Here is a 16,562-nt window from a genome sequence, read left to right as displayed (position 1 = left end):
ATAGAAGTGTCCCCTATATTGGGTGGTGTCGCGCGTATCGGCCCGAGGACGTCCCCCGTATGTGTTCTCGGATGATTCCCGCGCGCGATGGTGCGTCCCGTTCCCCCGATGCGGACGCCAGAACGGGCCCTGCTGATCCCCCAAGCGGCAGGGCCCGTTCGCATGTCCGGACTCGGATTTCCAGAGCAGGCTCTCAGCGGCGCTGACCGCGGATCCAGGAGGAGTCGTAGCCGTCGCCGGGGCGTCGCGGCGGGCGGTTCTCGAAGCGCTCGGGATACTCCTCGGCCCAGTCCACGCGGCGCAGGGGGGCGTCGTCGTCATCGTGGACCGTCAGTCGGGAGGCGGCCACGAGTCCGAAGCTCAGTCCCGCGAAGGTGACCAGGGTCGCTGCGCTGACGAGCCAGACGATCGTCCAGGGCGAACCGGATTCCGGTGCGGCGCCGTCGGTCCAGAAGGCAGCCCCCAGGAACACGAGCGCCAGGATCAGCACGGCGGAGGGCAGCAGCCACAGCGCTCGGCCGCGACGGTGCTCGCGGACCGGCAGGCGCAGCCCGGCCGGCACGCCCATGCCCACGGCCAGGAAGCCTGCGGCTCCCAGCACTGCCGGCAGAAGGCCCAGGGCTCCCAGGACGGTCCGGCCCGTGGTGGACAGCGAGGCGCACAGCAGAAGTCCCAGGCTGATCATGGCCAGGGAGATCCCGCGCACCGCGCGGCGCCGCGCGCGGACGGCCCGCACGTCCATCGTGGTGCGATCGGTCTGCTGGGCGTGGTCGGGGCGCTCGTTCACGGGGGGTCATCTCCTGGCGGTTCTGCCCCGTCCGCGGTCCGCGGAAGGAGCTGGGTCCGGTTTTTCAGGATACGACCGGGGCCCCGTCCTGCTGGGCGAGGTCCAGTCGGTAGAAGGTGGTGCCGTGCAGCGGTGACCCGCCCACGCGCTCAAACTGGCGCGAGGAGCCTCCGTTGCCCTCGATGATGAAGGTCACCAGCAGCCGGCGGTAGCCCTTCTCGCGCAGGCGGGCCATGATCTCCTGGCTGAGCATGGACAGCAGGCCCGTGCCCTCGTGCTCGGCGCGGGTTCCCTGCACGATCAGCAGGGCCTCGCGGCGATAGCGGCGGTGGCGCGCCAGGAGCTTGACCTGATCCCACAGGCGCATCCGCCCGCGCGCCTCGCGCACCGCAGGGGAGATGTTCGGGATGCAGATGAAGTGTGAGGCGATCCGGCCGCTTGCCCGGTAGCGCAGCAGCCCCACGATCTCCAGGTCCAGCATGATCGACAGGTCCTTGACCGAGGCGGCGAACTGCTCCTCGTCCATCGGCGTGAAGTAGTGCTGGCGGCCCATGGCCTCGTTCACGGCGGCCGCGATCTCCGGCAGGGTCGCGTCCACCTCACGGCGGCGCAGCCGCACGAGCTCCACGCCTCGCGCCTCGAGCTCGGCCGCCTCCGGGCGGCGCAGCTGCGCGCGGGTCAGGTCCACGCTCCAGGTCGCGCCCTCGGTCCAGCGCTCGAAGCCCAGCGCCTCGTAGCTGTCCGGGACGCGGCTGGGGTTCCAGGGCTGATCCAGGAACGTGGGCTGGGAGAACCCGCTGGTGATCACGCCGCAGCGCTCCTGCCCGTCCAGGGCCACCGGGCCGAGCAGCTGCCGTTTGCCCAGGGCCCGCCCGCGCTCGGCCGCCCAGGTGGTCAGCGTCTCCAGGCAGGCGTGGTCGGCGAACTCGGTCGCGCCGAAGAACAGGGTCGGCACGCCCAGGCGCTGCTCGAAGGCGTCGTGGGTGTGCACGCACGAGCGCGCCCGCACGGCGCCCTCCTGGTCGCGGATCAGGACCAGATCGATGCGTCCGGGGTGGCCCGTGCGGCCGTGGAACCAGCCGCGGATCGTCTCCTCCATGATCGGCATGTGCAGGTGCGCGGGATGCAGCTGCCAGGGCAGGTCGATGAACTCCTGCAGCTGCGCCTCCGTCCGCACGATCTCGACGCGAAGTCTCTGGCTCATGGGTGCTCTCCCTGACTGGTCCGCGCGAGGCGGGCTGGGTGGCGACGAGGTGGGGGGCGGCCCCGCTGTCCGGGGGCGGGTGCGGGTCATCTGTGCGGGATCGTACGGGACGCTCACTCGGCATCGGCCGTGAGTCGGGTCATGGATCTGGCCGAATCCCGTTTGGTGACGTATCATCTAAAGCAGGATCGGGTCGACCGCCCTGTGCTCCGGCGCGGAGCCGTCGGCCGCATTCGCGCGAAGACGGAGGCAGACATGACCGAGCTGACGACAGCAGGAACAGGGCACAGCACCAAGGGCGCCTATGTGCACCAGGGCGAGGAGTTCGACCGGGACACCAACTACATCGAGGATCGGATCGTGGCGGATCCGTCGTCGGCGCAGCTCAGCGAGGGCGCGCAGGCCTGGCCGGTCGAGGCTGGGCGCTACCGCCTGGTCGCCGCGCGCGCCTGCCCGTGGGCCAACCGCACGCTGATCGTGCGCCGCCTGCTCGGGCTCGAGGACGCCATCTCGATCGGCCTTCCGGGGCCCACTCACGACGTCCGCTCGTGGCGCTTCGATCTCGACGAGGGCGGGAAGGACCCGGTGCTGGGCATCGAGCGGCTGCAGGAGGCCTACTTCGCCCGATTCCCCGACTACCCCCGCGGCATCACGGTGCCGGCGATCGTCGACATCCAGACCGGCGCGGTCGTGACCAACGACTTCGCGCAGATCACGGAGGACTTCGCCAAGCAGTGGACGGCCCATCACCGCGAGGGCGCCCCGGACCTGTGGCCGGCCGAGCTCGAGGACGAGATGCGCACGGTCATGAAGCGGATCTACACCGAGGTCAACAACGGGGTGTACCGCGCGGGCTTCGCCGGCTCGCAGGAGGCCTACGAGAAGGCCTACGACCGGCTGTGGGTCGCGATGGACTGGCTCGAGGAGCGCCTGAGCGATCGGCGCTACCTCATGGGCGAGCACATCACGGAGGCCGACGTCCGCCTGTTCACCACCCTGGTGCGCTTCGATCCCGTCTATCACGGGCACTTCAAGGCCTCGCGGAACAAGCTGACGGAGATGCCCAACCTGTGGGGATACGCCCGCGATCTGTTCACGACCCCCGGCTTCGGCGACACCGTCGACTTCCAGCAGATCAAGGAGCACTACTACATCGTCCACGAGGACCTGAATCCCACGCAGATCGTGCCGGTCGGGCCGTCGCTGGAGAACTGGCTCGAGCCCCACGGGCGCGAGTCGCTGGGCGGCTCCGCATTCGGTGAGGGCACCGCCCCGGCTCCTGTCCGCCCCGTCGAGCGCGTGGACCCGGCGCACACGCCCCTGGGCGCCTGAGCCGGGGCGCATGCCCCGGGGCATGACCTGCGTCCCGCGGCCCCGTCCCGGGGGCGGCGACGGCGGTAGGCTGGTGGGTCGAGACTCACCCGGCCGATATGCAGACCGCCACCCGGTCCTCGGCCCGCCCCTCATCTCCGCGAAGGAAGCTCCTTTGACTCCGTACCGCAATCAGCGCGCCGCCGCCCTGCCGGCCCGGCTCTCCCGCTCTGTGCTCCTGGTCGGTGCCGGCGACCCCGAGGCCTTCGCCCCGGCGCTGGCCTCGGAGGCCGACTCCGTGATCTTCGACATCGAGGACGGTCTGCCCGAGGGGCAGAAGGAGCAGGGGCGCGCCGATGTCGTCGAGGCTCTGAACCAGGGTGCGGGGGCGTGGGTGCGGATCAACGACATCCACTCGGAGCACTGGCAGGCGGATCTGGATGCCCTGTCCGGGGCGCGCAACCTCCGCGGGATCATGCTGGCCAAGACCGAATCGCCCGATCACATCACCCGCACCGCCATGATGATGCCGGCCGGCACCCCCGTGATCGCGCTGATCGAGTCCGCGCTGGGCCTGGTCAATGCCAATGACATCGCCCGGGCGCCCGGTGTGTTCCGCCTGGCCTTCGGCGTGGGCGACTTCCGCCGCGACACCGGTGCCTCCGCGGATCCCATGGCCCTGGCCCACGCCCGCTCGACCCTGGTGGTGGCCTCCCGCGTGGGCGGCCTGCCCGGCCCGATCGACGGCCCCACGCCGGGCGCCTCCGGTGAGCAGCTCGACGAGGCCTGCCGCGTGACCCAGTCCATGGGCATGACCGGCAAGCTGACCCTGGATCCTGCCCAGACGGAGCCGATCAACTCCGGGCTGGCTCCCTCGGAGCAGGAGGTCGCCTGGGCCCGCGAGCTGCTCGATGAGTACGAGTCCGGCGTGGTCGGGACCATGGACGGCAGCTACCTGCCGCGCCTGGCCCGCGCCCGCAAGGTCTCCGATCTCGCCGCGACCTACGGCCTCTGGAACCGCTGAGCACGCTGCGCTGAGGCCCGCCGCGCGCCGCTGACCGGGCCGCGGGGTGCCTCGGCGGTGTGAGGGGCGACTCATCGAGGCGCTCGAGCCGACCGATACGATGGCGGCATGGATCAACCCCAGGACGGCCCGAGCACTTCCGCAGGCCCTGCCGACACCCACGCCGCCCCGTCCGGGCAGACGCTGCGGCGCCTGGCCGAGCAGCTGGGCGTCAGCACCAGCTACGACGGCTTCGACGGGCAGGAGACCCAGGTCGACGACTCCACACTGAGCTCGGTGCTCAGCGCGCTCGATCTCGACGTCTCCTCCGAGCAGGCCGCGCAGGAATCCCTGCAGGAGCACCTGGATGCGCCCTGGCGCAGGCTCCTGCCGCCCGTGGTCATCGCCGTGGAGGGTCGCGGGGACTCCTTCCCCGTGCACGTCCCCTCGGGCAGTCAGCCCACCGTGGAGCTCTTCGTCGACGGTCAGGTCAGGACCCTGGAGCCTGTGCCGGACAGTCTGCGCACCCGCGAGGTCGACGGCGAGCCGGTCGACCGGATCCTCTACCGCCTCCCCTCCGATCTGAGCCCCGAGTGGTATGAGCTGCGGGCCAGTGCCCCGGAGCTGGACCACGGGGTGCCCACCGAGATCGAGCTGGCCGTGACCCCAGCCCGGCTGTCCACCACGGATCGCCTGCAGGATCGGCGCCGCTGGGGGTGGGCGGTGCAGCTGTACTCCGTGGCCTCCAACCGCACCTGGGGTGTGGGCGATCTCAACGATCTCGCCGGTCTGGCCGCGATCGGCGGCGAGCAGGGAGCGGACTACATCCTGATCAACCCGCTGCACGCCTCCGAGCCGGTCCCGCCGCTGGAGGCCTCGCCCTACCTGCCGGTGACCCGCAGGTTCTTCAATCCGCTGTACCTGCGCATCGCCGGCATCCCGGAGATCGTCTACCTGCGCCCTGGGGATGCCGAGGTCGTGCAGACGCTGGATGCCATCCAGCGCCGCGGGATCCTCGAGGTCGATGACATCGAGCGGGACCCGGTCTACGCCGCCAAGCTCAAGGCACTGGAGCTGCTGTACACCGTGCGCCGCTCGGCCCAGCGCCAGCAGCAGCTTCGCCGCTTCGCCGCCGAGGGCGGTCAGCAGCTGCAGGACTTCGCCCTGTGGTGCGCGATCCGCGAGGAGATCGGCAAGGACTCGCCGCTGTGGGCGGACGAGGCCGCCGGCCCGGACTCGCCATATGCGCTCGAGGCCCGCACGCGCCTGCAAACCCGCATCCACTTCTACATCTGGCTGCAGTGGCTGCTCGACGAGCAGCTGGCCAGCGCCCAGCATGCGGCCGTCTCCGCCGGCATGGCCATCGGCGTGATGCACGACCTGGCCGTGGGCGTGTCCAAGGACGGCGCCGATGCCTGGTCGCTGAACCGCTCCCTGGCCCGCGGGGTCTCCGTGGGGGCGCCGGCTGATATGTACAACCAGCAGGGTCAGGACTGGAGCCAGCCGCCGTGGCACCCGTTGCGCCTGGCCGAGTCCGGCTACCGCCCCTGGCGGGAGATGCTGCGCGGGATCTTCCGCCATGCCGGCGGCATCCGGATCGATCACATCATGGGTCTGTTCCGGCTGTGGTGGATCCCGGAGGGCAACCGCGCCTCCGAGGGCGCCTACGTCTCCTATGACCACGAGGCCATGCTCGGCATCCTGGCGCTGGAGGCCCAGCGCGCCGGTGTGGTGGTGGTGGGGGAGGACCTCGGCACGGTCGAGCCGTGGGTGCGCGAGGAGCTGGCCGCCCGGGGCGTGCTCGGCACCTCCGTGCTCTGGTTCGAGACCGAGGGCGATGGACCCAAGGATCCCCGCGACTACCGCGTGGAGACCATGGCCTCGGTGGGCACGCACGACTTCCCGCCGACCGCCGGATACCTCCAGGGGGTCCAGGTCGATCTGCGCAATGACCTCGGGCTGCTCGAGCGCCCTGTGGAGCAGGAGCGAGCCGAGGCGGAGCAGACCCTGCAGCGCTGGCTGGAGGCCGTCCGAGCCGAGGGGCTGCTGCCCGAGGGGGCGAGCGAGCAGCAGACCGTCGAGGCGCTGCACGCCTACCTGGGGCTGGCTCCGTCGCTGCTGCACTGCGTCCAGCTCGTCGACGCCGTGGGCGAGCGCCGCGTGCAGAACCAGCCGGGGACCACCGACGAGCAGCACCCGAACTGGCGCATCCCGCTGGCCGATGATCAGGGCCGCCGCGTGCTGCTCGAAGAGATCCAGAGCTCGCAGCGCGTGCGCTCGCTGTCCGCGGTCATGAACCGGGCCCTCGGGCGCGGGATGCGCAGGCAGGACCGCGACGGAGCGCCCTCGCAGCCTCGGACCATGGACCCGGACGCGCCCACCGCGCCCTGGATCACCGGCTCGGTGCCCCCGGTCGAGGGCTGATCCGCGCGGCGGGGTGTGGGTGATCCCACCCTGCTCCGGTTGGTCTTCCGCGCCGTGTCGATTAGACTGGGCTCTCGCCCCATCCCTGTTTCGGGCCCCATCGCGAGTCCGGACGGCACCCGGGGAGGGGCGGCATCCGCCCGTACGGGGGGATGTGGAAAGTTGCGGGCAACCCGGCGTCAACCTACTATCTAAGGCTGTCGTGTGGTGGAGTCCACCTTCCGGCACCAAGATCTTCACCGTCGTCATGGCGGACCCCTGACGGTTACCCACCGTGCCGGGCCCGAGTGTGGGCCCTGGGTTCATGAACGGTGGCTGTACTCAGGTGACGGGACGCCCTGGCCGCTGCCGCAGTTGCATCCGTGCATCAGCGCGCACCACAGCGTGCCGTCATTCGTCGACATTTGGAGGAGAGCACAATGGCAGCGTATTGCCAGGTGACCGGAGCTCAGCCGGGCTTCGGGCACACCATCTCGCACTCGCACCGCCGCACCAAGCGCCGGTTCGACCCGAACATCCAGAAGAAGCGCTACTGGGTCCCGTCCCTGCGCCGCAACATCACGCTGAACCTCAGCGCCAAGGGCATCCGCGTCATCGACGCCCGAGGCATCGATGCTGTCGTCGCCGAGATGCAGGCACGAGGGGAGAAGTTCTGATATGGCCAAGGATAAGGACGTCCGTCCCATCATCAAGATGAAGTCCACCGCCGGCACCGGGTACACCTACGTGACCCGCAAGAACCGTCGGAACAACCCGGACCGCATCGTGCTCAAGAAGTACGACCCGGTCGCCCGCAAGCACGTCGATTTCCGCGAGGAGCGCTGAGATGGCCAAGAAGTCCAAGATCGCCAAGAACGAGCAGCGCAAGGTCATCGTCGCCCGCTACGCCGACAAGCGCGCGGAGCTGAAGAAGACCCTGATCGACGAGAACGCCTCGGATGAGGCCCGCGAGGCCGCTCGCCTTGGCCTGCAGAAGCTCCCCAGGAATGCTTCGCCGGTCCGCGTGCGCAACCGCGACCAGATCGACGGCCGCCCGCGCGGCACCTTTCAGAAGTTCGGGATCTCCCGCGTGCGCTTCCGGAACATGGCCCACAAGGGCGAGTTGCCGGGCATCACCAAGTCGAGCTGGTAATTTCCCGTTCGGCGGGCATCTCTCGATGAGATGCCACTGAGTAGACCCCACATCTTCAGGAGGACTGCAGTATGGCTAAGAACCGCAGCGAGATCGTCGCCGAGATCGCCGAGAAGGCCGACACCACCCAGGCGCAGGTGAACGGCGTCCTGGACGCCCTCTTCGAGGTCCTCGAGACCTCGGTCGCCCAGGGCGAGAAGGTCACCATCCCGGGCTGGTTCTCCGTCGAGCGCACCGTCCGCAAGGCGCGCACCGGACGCAACCCGCAGACCGGCGAGTCCATCGAGATCCCCGAGGGCCACTCGGTGAAGCTCTCGGCCGGCTCCAAGCTGAAGGCTGCGGCCTCCTCCAAGTGATGCCGTACGACTGAGCAGCTGGCCTGCTCGGTCTGAGCGATCCAGGGCGGCTCCCCCACACGGGGGAGCCGCCCTGAGTCGTCTTCCGGGCCTGTGCGGATGATGGGCCGACGCGGCTGTCGGGTCGCGGCAGCCGGTGGCTGCGGTTGCGGCCGGGATTCGCGGGGGAGTCCGCCGTCGCGTCATACTGTGGATCGACTGCCGAGAGGGCCGACCCGCGTCCTCCGCCACCCGCGTTCGAGGCCCGAAGGAGGAACCGACGTGATGACCGCGCGCTGCCTCCGCCTCCTGCGCGGCTGGACCGCGGCATCGGTGGCAACGGGTGCGGCCGTGCTGGGGCATACCGTGGCCGGAGGCCCGTGGCCCCCGGCGCTGCTCGTGGCGCTGTGCATCGCGCTCTCAGCCCCGGTGTGCATGCTGCTGGCGGGTCTGCGGCTGCCCGCGATCGGGCTGATGCTCTCCGTGGCCGTCTCGCAGCTGCTGTTCCACGGGCTGTTCTCCGTCTCGGGGACCATGAGCGCTGTCGTGGATCACACCTCGCACGCCGGGCATGCGGTCGCCTCGGCAGGGCCCGAGCTGGTCCTGCAGTCCACTGGCGCTCACGTCCACGGCCACAGCGCGCTCGAAGTCCTTCTGCCCGCTTCCCTCGGGCCCTGGCTCATGCCGAGCCTGCATGTGGCCGCGGGCATCCTGACGGTGCTCGTGCTGCGCCACGGGGAGTCGCTGGCACTGCGGATCGCTGCGAGCCTTCTGATCCGCGCCCGAGGCCTGATCAGCGCGGCCACGGATGTGATCGCGGTGCCGCCGCGCTGGCGCTGCCGCCCGACCGGCCAGCTGGTCCTCCCCAGGGCGCGTGCGGTGCTGTCCTGGCAGCGCTATCGAGGGCCGCCGGGGTTCGCCATCGCCGTCTGAAGGACTCCACCAGACCGGCTGCCCGGAAGGCAGCACGGTCCCGCAGGCCCGCCGCTGCTGCGGTGCGCCCTGGTGTCCGCGCCCTAGGGCCATGCCCGGCACAGCGCTCCATCGCAGCAGCGCATCGCAGCGCCGCGGGGCAGACGACGACGGATCCGAGACGATCCCCGCCCGCGCAGCAGAGAGCTGTTCAGGGCTACCGCACAGCATCGGCCGTGCTCGCGTGCCCAGCCGCACGCGGAGCGCGGCACAGGAGGAATCATCATGTCCAGCAATCCCACACAGACCAGCGGCCCGGGCGCCTCGAAGCGCGCTGTCCGGCGAGTCGCCGGCGGCTTGGCGGTCACCGCCCTGCTCGCGGCGCCTTCACCGGCTCTGGCCCACGACAGCTTCACCGGCTCCACTCCGGAGAACGGAACCACGACCGCCGAGGCGCCGCAGGAGGTCCAGCTCGGCTTCTCGGCCGAGCCCCAGGACGTCGGGCTCGAGATCCGCGTCAGCGGTCCCGACGGCTCCGATGTCACGGACGGAGAGCCCGAAATCGCAGGCAGGACCGTGACCCAGGCGCTGTCCGAGGAGGCCTCGGCGGCGGGCGAGTACTCCGTGGTGTGGCGGGTGGTCTCCTCCGACGGCCACCCCATCGAGGGCGCCTACGACTACACCGTCGAGGGCGAGACCGCTGCCGACGGGCAGTCCGCCGAGCCGACGCAGGAGGCTCCTTCGGAGGCCGCCGGATCCGCCGAGACCGACGAGGCGTCGCACAGCGCCGCCCCTGAGGCCGACACGTCCGCGTCGGACACTGCGGAGGACAAGGGCTCCGGTCTGGCCGTGTGGCTCGTGGTCGGCGGCAGCGTCGTGCTGCTCGGCGCGGTCGCGGCCGCCGTGGTGATGATGCGGAGGATGGGACGATGAGCGCACAGATCACCGCAAGCCATCGACTGCTGCCCGCCGCGGTGGCAGCCAGCGGGGTGTTCCTGCTCGCCGGCTGCGCCGGGGGACAGGACGCACAGGACACCGCTGCCGCCTCCGGTGCCGCCTCATCCAGTGCGCAGGCGCAGGACGGCGATCTGCTGCGCGTCGAGCAGCCGTGGCTGAAGGCCGCCGACTCCGGCATGACCGCCGCGTTCGGTCAGCTGCACAACGACGGCGACACTGCTGTCACCCTGACCGGTGCCTCCGCCGACGGCATCGCAGGAGTGGTGGAGCTGCACGAGACCGTGGCGGATCCGCAGACCGGCGCCACCAGGATGCAGGCCCTCGAGGACCAGATCGTGATCGAGCCGGGGGAGACCGTGGAGCTCGTGCCCGGAGGGAACCACATCATGCTCATGGACCTGCAGTGCGCGCCCATGGCCGGCACCGAGCTGAGCGTGCAGCTGCAGTTGGAGGACGGCCAGAAGCAGACTCTCGAGCTGCCCGTGCGCGACTACACCGGCGCCCAGGAGGAGTACGCCCCCGGCGAGGAGCCCAGCGCGGGCGAAGTCGTGGAGGAGTCCGAGACCGCCATGGATTCCATGGACGGCATGGACCAGGGCGAGATGGATTCGATGGAGGACCCCTCCGCTCAGGGACTGCCCATGTGCGAGGAGGCTGCCTGATGCGCCGCGGCCAGGATCCTGCTCCAGGGCCCCGCGCCCGGGAGCAGGATCCGGCCGCGGACGGGGGCGGCTCAGCGCAGCCGCCCTGGTCCGCGGCGGGTGCGCCGCAGGACGGCTCTGCCTCCTCGCGGGGCCTGTCCCGTCGCGGGCTGTTCGCCGCCGGCGGCGGCGTGGGCGCTGCTGCCGCCGCCGGCCTGGGTGCCGTGGGCCTCGGCGCCTCCCGGCCGGCCGAGCCGTCGCGCTCGGCAGCGCAGTCGTCCGACGAAGGCCGACCCGTGTTCGTCGGCGGGCGCTGCGAGCCGTTCCACGGAGGGCGCCAGGCCGGCATCGACACCCCGGCCCAGGGTTTCGCCGCCTTCCTGGGCATCGACCTGGCCGAGGGCAGCACCCGCGATGACATCCGTCGGATGCTGGTGGTGCTCAGCCAGGACGCCGCCGAGCTCACCGCAGGCGAGGCCCCGATCGGGGATCAGGAGCCCGAGCTGGCGCTGAACCCCTCTCGGCTGACGGTCACCTTCGGCTTCGGCCCCGGACTGATGCGGCTGCTGGCTCCGGAGGCCGCGCCATCGTGGCTGGCCCCGCTGCCCGAGTTCTCGGTCGATCGGCTGCAGCCGCGCTGGAGCCACGGCGACCTTCTGCTGCAGCTGTGCTGCGAGGACCCCCTCACCATGGCCCATGCCCAGCGCGTGCTGCTCAAGGACGTCCGCAGCTTCGGGACGGTTCGCTGGGTGCAGAACGGATTCCGCACGGCGGCCGGCGCTGAACCGGCGGGGACCACGCCGCGCAACCTCTTCGGGCAGGTCGACGGCACCGTCGACACCGCCGCGGGCACCGACGAGCACGAGCGGATCGTGTGGGGTCAGGGCGAGGACGCGTTCGAGCCGTGGATCCGGGACGGCACGTCGCTGGTGCTGCGTCGGATCCACATGAACCTGGACACCTGGGATGAGGTGGATCGCGTGGGCCGTGAGGACGCCGTGGGCCGGAGACTGGACGACGGAGCACCGCTGACCGGGGAGCACGAGCACGACGAGCCCGACTTCGAGGCCACGACCCCGCTGGGGTTCCCCGTGATCTCCGGCTACGCGCATATGCGCCGAGCACGGCACCCCGATCAGCGGGTGCGCATCCACCGGCGGGTCTACAACTACGACCAGCCGGTCAGCGGGGCCGAGGGGCTGGCGGCCGAGGGCGGCGCGGAGGGCGGGGTCAGCGACTCCGGGCTGCTGTTCGCCTCCTACCAGGCGGATCCGACCGAGCAGTTCGTGCCGATCCAGCAGCGCCTCGACGAGCTCGACATGCTCAACACCTGGACCGTGCCGGTGGGATCATCGGTGTTCGCGATCCCGCCGGCCTGCGAGCCCGGGGGATTCGTGGGAGAGCAGCTGTGGTGAGACCCTCGGGACAGCGCTGCGTGCGGCGGCGCCCGATCGTGCCGTCGCCGCAGGCAGGGCAGGATCGGGTGCGCGCTCGGGCAGCGGGCACAGCAGCACGGACCGCGGCGCGCAGCGCGCCGGTGGAGAGGACAGCATGAGCAGCACGGCCAGAAGGACCGCGGCCGCAGGCCGGGGCGGGCGCACCGCCGAACAGGTCGCCCCGGGGCACGGCGGATCCGCCTCGCCGCACCGGGACGCTGCGGCGGCACACGGACTGTCCCCGTGGTGGATCGCCGCGGGGCTCGTGGCGCTGCTGCTGGCCCTGCTCGGGGCCCTGGCCTTCTCGGGAGCCTCTGCCCCGCAGGAGGTCGCCGACCCGGGTGCGGCGGTGCGCTGGGGGCTGCCGGTCGCCGAGGCGCTGCGGGACACGGGCATGATCGTCGCGCTCGGGTCCGTGCTGCTGGCCGTCTCGGTCCTCCCGCACCGGCAGCGTCCTGCTGCTGGACGCCGCACGCCCCGTGCCCGGGAGCTCGCGCAGTCGCCTGAGTCCCCGCTCTTCGCGCGCACCGTGGCCCTGGCGGGGGCCTCGTCGATCGTGTGGACCGTGGCCTCGGTCGCGGTGCTGATCCTGACCTACGCCGATGTCTCCGGGGTGGCGCTGTCGGCCAGCTCGGACTACACCCGCCAGCTCGTGAGCTTCGCGACCGAGATCCCCACAGGGCAGGCGATCGCCGTCGGCATGATCGTCGCGGCCGTGACCACGACCCTGCTCTTCGGTCTGCGCTCCCGCCTGGGGCTGGCCGCGGCCATGGCCGTCGGCTGCCTCGGGATCGTGACCATGGCGCTGAACGGGCACAGCGCAGGCGGCGACGATCACATGGGAGCGGTCAACTCCCTGGGCCTGCACCTGCTCGGCGTGTGCCTGTGGGCGGGCGGGCTGGCGGCTCTGGCATGGATCTCGCCGCAGCTGGCCGCCGACACCACGACCACGGCGCTGCCGATCGGCACCCTGGGACGTCGCGGCGCCGATGCCGCGCATGCCGCGCGCGGCCGTCGCGTCCCCACGATCGCGGTGGTGCTTCATCGGTTCTCGACCCTGGCCCTGTGCTGCTACGTGCTCGTGCTGGCCTCGGGGATCATCAACGCCGGTGTGCGCATCGGCACCTGGGAACAGCTCAGCAGCGACTACGGGGTGCTGGCTCTCGTCAAGCTCCTGCTGACCCTGCTGCTGGGCGTGGCCGGGTTCATGCACCGCCGAGCGGTGATTCCCGCGCTCGAACAGGGGAGGGTCTCGGCCCGGCGGGCCGTGTGGCAGATCATCCTGGGCGAGCTCGTGGTCATGGCCGCGCTGATCGGCGTGGCCGTCGCCCTGGGCAACTCGGCGCCGCCGGTGCCCGAGGAGCTCTCCGAGGACGCCTCCCCGGCGCGGATCCTCACCTTCTACGAGCTGCCCCCGGCGCCCACGCCCGAGGGCCTGGTCACCATGTGGCGCTTCGACTGGCTGTGGGTCGCGGTCATCGCCGTGCTGGGACTGTCCTACGCCTGGGCGCTGTGGAAGCTCGCGCGCACCGGCGGGCGATGGTCGCCGCTGCGCGCGGTGTCCTGGTTCCTGGGGCTGGCCATGCTGATGTACGCGACCTCTGGCGGCCTGGCCATCTACGCGCGGGTGCTGTTCTCCGCGCACATGGTCGAGCACATGTCCCTGACCATGATCATCCCCGTGTTCCTGGTCCTGGGCTCACCTGTCACCCTGCTCCTGCGGGCGCTGGAGCCGCGCCAGGACGGCACCCGCGGACCCCGCGAGTGGATCCTGCGCCTGGTCCACTCCACCTGGGGCAAGGTGGTCACCCACCCGATCTTCGCCGCGGTGAACTTCGCGGCCTCGATCGTGATCTTCTACTTCACGGACCTGCTGTCCGTGACGCTGCGCTATCACGTGGGCCACGAGTTCATGATGGCCCACTTCCTGTTCACCGGGTACATGTTCGCCCTGGTGCTCGTGGGCCAGGACCCCATCCCGTACCGCCCGCCGCACTTCATGCGCCTGGTGCTGCTGATCGCCACGATGGTCTACCACGCGTTCGTGGGCGTCACCATCATGGGCATGGACGTCCTGCTGGAGGCCTCCTGGTTCGGCAACATGGGACGGCCCTGGGGCGCCTCGGCCATCGAGGACCAGCAGCTGGGCGGTGCCCTGATGTGGGGCATCGGCGAGCTGCCCACGGCCATCCTGGCCGTCATCGTGGCCGTCCAGTGGGCCATGGACGGCCGACGCGAGAACCGGCGCGTGGACCGCGAGGCCGAGCGCACCGGCGATGCCGAGCTCGAGGCCTACAACCGGATGATGCAGTCGCTGGCCGACCGCGACCGCGGCTAGGGTCCAGGAATACCCCCGCGCCCGCCGGGGGTTGTTCCAGCGAGCAGGCCCGAGGCAATCGGGCGCCAGGATCGTCGAAACGCACGAGGAAGAGGACCCCAGATGAGCGCGCAGTCCCGTGTCCGAGCATCCGCCCTGACAGGCCGAGCCTGGCTGAACACCGGCGGCCAGGAGCTCGACTGGCAGAAGCTGCGCGGCAAGATCGTGATCCTGGACTTCTGGTCCTTCTGCTGCATCAACTGCCTGCACGTGCTCGATGAGCTGCGCCCGCTCGAGGAGCGCTTCTCCGACGTCCTGGTCACCGTCGGCGTGCACTCGCCCAAGTTCGAGCACGAGGCCGACCCCCAGGCGCTGGCCGCAGCGGTGGATCGCTACGAGATCCACCACCCGGTGCTCGATGACCCCGAGCTGGGCACCTGGGACGCCTACACCGCCCGAGCCTGGCCCACACTGGTCGTCGTGGACCCCGAGGGCTACATCGTGGCCCACCTCTCCGGGGAGGGCCACGTCCAGGGGATCGTCTCGCTCGTCGAGGAGCTCGTGGACAAGCACGAGGCGGCCGGCACGCTGCACCGCGGCGACGGCCCCTACGTCCCCCCGGAGACCACCGACGGCGACCTGCGCTTCCCGGAGAAGGCCGTGGCCCTCGAGGACGGCACCGTGGTCGTGGCCGACACCGGCCACCACCGCCTGGTCCGCATGGAGGCGGACCTGCAGACCGTGCGCTCCGTGATCGGCGACGGCACCCGCGGCCACGCCGACGGCGACCCCGCCGCCGCCCGCTTCAACGAGCCCCGCGGACTCGCCCTGCTGCCGCAGCGGGTGCGCGAGCAGGTCGGCTATGACCTGATCGCGGCCGACACCGTGAACCACCGCCTGCGCGGCGTGCGCCTGTCCGACGGTGAGGTCTCGACCCTGGCCGGCAGCGGCGTGCAGCGGCTGCTGGACTCCGAGCGCGCCAAGGGCGTGGACGCCGATCACATCGACCCGGAGGCCGGCCCGTGCGAGGTCGCGCTGTCCTCGCCCTGGGATGTCGTCTGGTCCGCTGCCGCCGACACCCTGGTGATCGCCATGTCCGGGACGCACCAGATCTTCACCTTCGAGCCCCGCACCGGCGCGCTCGCCGTGGCCGCGGGCACCGGCGACGAGGGCCTGGTGGACGGCGCCCCGGAGCAGTCCTGGTTCGCGCAGACCTCCGGGCTGGTCGAGGCCCCCGACGGCACGATCTGGGCGGCGGACTCCGAGTCCTCGGCGCTGCGCAGCATCGAGGTCACGGACGGCGCTCTGTCCACCGTGGGCACGGCGGCGGGGCTGGGCCTCTACGACTTCGGCTTCCGCGACGGCGACTCGGCCCACGCGCGTCTGCAGCACCCGCTCGGCGTCGCGGTGCTGCCCGACGGCTCGATCGCCGTGGCCGACACCTACAACGGAGCCATCCGGCGCTGGGATCCGACCGAGGGCCTGCTCTCCACGCTCGAGCGCGACTTCGACGAGCCGTCGGACCTGCTGATCGACAGCTCGGGCGAGGCTCCGGAGCTGATCGTGGTCGAGACCAACCGACACCGTCTGGTGCGTCTGCCCGTGCCGCAGAAGCTGCTGCAGGTCGACGAGGGCGCCTCCGTCTCCCAGCGCAGCCGCACCCCGATCGCCGGCGGCACCATGACCATCGACGTCCGCTTCGCGGCTCCGGCGGGGCAGAAGCTCGACGATCGCTGGGGCGACCCCACGCAGCTGAAGCTGTCGACCTCCCCGGCCGAGGCTCTTCTCGACGGCGGCGGCGCGGCCCAGGGCCTCAAGCGCGAGATCACGCTGGCCGACGGCACCACCGAAGGGGTCCTGCACATCACCGCTCGCGCCGCGGCCTGCGACGGCGAGCCCGGCGGCGAGATCCCCGACCACGCCGCCTGCCACCTCTACCAGCAGGACTGGGGGATCCCGTTCACGGTCGCTGAGGGGGCCGAGGACACCCTCGTGCTGGACCTTCGCGGCCTCAACGGCTGAGCCCGCCCGACCTCTCGCGCGCCGACGTGCTTGCGTGCGTGAGGGGTGGGCAGCGGCGCCCGCAGGCACGCAGGCGCGGGA

At 71.3% G+C, this 16,562-nt stretch carries 15 protein-coding genes; 13 read left to right on the top strand and 2 right to left on the bottom strand.

The window, feature by feature from the left end; all coding sequences use genetic code 11:
* Positions 1-193: 193 nt before the first annotated feature.
* Both M3E84_RS05160 and M3E84_RS05155 read right to left on the bottom strand, forming a co-directional pair.
* A complete protein-coding gene (locus tag M3E84_RS05160; RefSeq protein ID WP_259895019.1) occupies positions 194-787 on the bottom strand; it encodes a hypothetical protein in 594 nt (197 codons plus the stop codon).
* A gap of 64 nt (positions 788-851) precedes the next feature.
* Positions 852-1,991 (bottom strand): hypothetical protein, encoded by a 1,140-nt coding sequence (locus M3E84_RS05155; protein WP_259895017.1) that lies wholly within the window; start codon positions 1,989-1,991, stop codon positions 852-854.
* 255 nt (positions 1,992-2,246) lie between these two features.
* Between M3E84_RS05155 and M3E84_RS05150 the strand changes: the two genes are divergently transcribed.
* The 13 genes from M3E84_RS05150 to M3E84_RS05090 all read left to right on the top strand — a co-directional run bounded on the left by M3E84_RS05150 (position 2,247) and on the right by M3E84_RS05090 (position 16,481).
* Positions 2,247-3,323 (top strand): glutathione S-transferase family protein, encoded by a 1,077-nt coding sequence (locus tag M3E84_RS05150; RefSeq protein ID WP_259895015.1) that lies wholly within the window; start codon positions 2,247-2,249, stop codon positions 3,321-3,323.
* A gap of 154 nt (positions 3,324-3,477) precedes the next feature.
* Positions 3,478-4,326: a CoA ester lyase gene (locus M3E84_RS05145; RefSeq protein ID WP_259895014.1), complete on the top strand. Its 849-nt coding sequence runs from the start codon at positions 3,478-3,480 to the stop codon at positions 4,324-4,326.
* Positions 4,327-4,434: 108 nt separating this feature from the next.
* A complete protein-coding gene (gene malQ / locus M3E84_RS05140) occupies positions 4,435-6,729 on the top strand; it encodes a 4-alpha-glucanotransferase (RefSeq protein ID WP_259895012.1) in 2,295 nt (764 codons plus the stop codon).
* A 419-nt stretch (positions 6,730-7,148) separates the two neighbouring features.
* Positions 7,149-7,385, top strand: coding sequence for a 50S ribosomal protein L28 (gene rpmB / locus M3E84_RS05135; protein ID WP_006213877.1), 237 nt, complete (start codon positions 7,149-7,151; stop codon positions 7,383-7,385).
* A gap of 1 nt (position 7,386) precedes the next feature.
* Positions 7,387-7,554, top strand: a complete 168-nt coding sequence (gene rpmG, locus M3E84_RS05130) for a 50S ribosomal protein L33 (protein WP_006213876.1) — start codon at positions 7,387-7,389, stop codon at positions 7,552-7,554.
* Between the two features lies 1 nt (position 7,555).
* Positions 7,556-7,861 carry a 30S ribosomal protein S14 gene (gene rpsN, locus M3E84_RS05125; RefSeq protein ID WP_259895010.1) on the top strand — a complete coding sequence of 102 codons (306 nt, stop codon included), beginning with the start codon at positions 7,556-7,558 and terminating at the stop codon, positions 7,859-7,861.
* 71 nt (positions 7,862-7,932) lie between these two features.
* Positions 7,933-8,217 (top strand): HU family DNA-binding protein, encoded by a 285-nt coding sequence (locus M3E84_RS05120; RefSeq protein ID WP_006213874.1) that lies wholly within the window; start codon positions 7,933-7,935, stop codon positions 8,215-8,217.
* Positions 8,218-8,481: 264 nt separating this feature from the next.
* On the top strand, positions 8,482-9,129 hold the full coding sequence (locus M3E84_RS05115) for a hypothetical protein (RefSeq protein ID WP_259895009.1): 648 nt from the start codon (positions 8,482-8,484) through the stop codon (positions 9,127-9,129).
* A gap of 264 nt (positions 9,130-9,393) precedes the next feature.
* Complete coding sequence (locus M3E84_RS05110; protein ID WP_259895008.1) at positions 9,394-10,041, top strand: copper resistance CopC family protein; 648 nt, start codon at positions 9,394-9,396, stop codon at positions 10,039-10,041.
* Positions 10,038-10,727 carry a copper chaperone PCu(A)C gene (locus M3E84_RS05105; RefSeq protein WP_259895006.1) on the top strand — a complete coding sequence of 230 codons (690 nt, stop codon included), beginning with the start codon at positions 10,038-10,040 and terminating at the stop codon, positions 10,725-10,727. Before M3E84_RS05110 ends, M3E84_RS05105 begins: the two co-directional genes overlap by 4 nt.
* Positions 10,727-12,121, top strand: a complete 1,395-nt coding sequence (locus tag M3E84_RS05100) for a Dyp-type peroxidase (RefSeq protein ID WP_259895003.1) — start codon at positions 10,727-10,729, stop codon at positions 12,119-12,121. The genes M3E84_RS05105 and M3E84_RS05100 overlap by 1 nt, the downstream gene beginning before the upstream one ends.
* 136 nt (positions 12,122-12,257) lie before the next feature.
* Positions 12,258-14,480: a bifunctional copper resistance protein CopD/cytochrome c oxidase assembly protein gene (locus M3E84_RS05095; RefSeq protein WP_259895001.1), complete on the top strand. Its 2,223-nt coding sequence runs from the start codon at positions 12,258-12,260 to the stop codon at positions 14,478-14,480.
* Positions 14,481-14,582: 102 nt separating this feature from the next.
* Complete coding sequence (locus M3E84_RS05090; protein ID WP_259894999.1) at positions 14,583-16,481, top strand: NHL domain-containing thioredoxin family protein; 1,899 nt, start codon at positions 14,583-14,585, stop codon at positions 16,479-16,481.
* Positions 16,482-16,562 lie beyond the last annotated feature (81 nt).

It is taken from the genome of Kocuria sp. p3-SID1428, from assembly GCF_025149945.1.
GTDB lineage: Bacteria > Actinomycetota > Actinomycetes > Actinomycetales > Micrococcaceae > Kocuria.
This window is presented reverse-complemented; position numbering and strand designations above follow the sequence as displayed.

Excerpts from the sequence above, each read along its gene's own strand:
- malQ (WP_259895012.1), top strand. The coding sequence starts at position 4,435 with ATGGATCAACCCCAGGACGGCCCGAGCACTTCCGCAGGCCCTGCCGAC.
- rpmG (WP_006213876.1), top strand. The coding sequence starts at position 7,387 with ATGGCCAAGGATAAGGACGTCCGTCCCATCATCAAGATGAAGTCCACC.
- M3E84_RS05090 (WP_259894999.1), top strand. The coding sequence starts at position 14,583 with ATGAGCGCGCAGTCCCGTGTCCGAGCATCCGCCCTGACAGGCCGAGCC.
- rpmB (WP_006213877.1), top strand. The coding sequence starts at position 7,149 with ATGGCAGCGTATTGCCAGGTGACCGGAGCTCAGCCGGGCTTCGGGCAC.
- M3E84_RS05105 (WP_259895006.1), top strand. The coding sequence starts at position 10,038 with ATGAGCGCACAGATCACCGCAAGCCATCGACTGCTGCCCGCCGCGGTG.
- M3E84_RS05095 (WP_259895001.1), top strand. The coding sequence starts at position 12,258 with ATGAGCAGCACGGCCAGAAGGACCGCGGCCGCAGGCCGGGGCGGGCGC.
- M3E84_RS05100 (WP_259895003.1), top strand. The coding sequence starts at position 10,727 with ATGCGCCGCGGCCAGGATCCTGCTCCAGGGCCCCGCGCCCGGGAGCAG.
- M3E84_RS05110 (WP_259895008.1), top strand. The coding sequence starts at position 9,394 with ATGTCCAGCAATCCCACACAGACCAGCGGCCCGGGCGCCTCGAAGCGC.
- M3E84_RS05150 (WP_259895015.1), top strand. The coding sequence starts at position 2,247 with ATGACCGAGCTGACGACAGCAGGAACAGGGCACAGCACCAAGGGCGCC.
- M3E84_RS05155 (WP_259895017.1), bottom strand. The coding sequence starts at position 1,991 with ATGAGCCAGAGACTTCGCGTCGAGATCGTGCGGACGGAGGCGCAGCTG.
- M3E84_RS05115 (WP_259895009.1), top strand. The coding sequence starts at position 8,482 with ATGACCGCGCGCTGCCTCCGCCTCCTGCGCGGCTGGACCGCGGCATCG.
- rpsN (WP_259895010.1), top strand. The coding sequence starts at position 7,556 with ATGGCCAAGAAGTCCAAGATCGCCAAGAACGAGCAGCGCAAGGTCATC.
- M3E84_RS05120 (WP_006213874.1), top strand. The coding sequence starts at position 7,933 with ATGGCTAAGAACCGCAGCGAGATCGTCGCCGAGATCGCCGAGAAGGCC.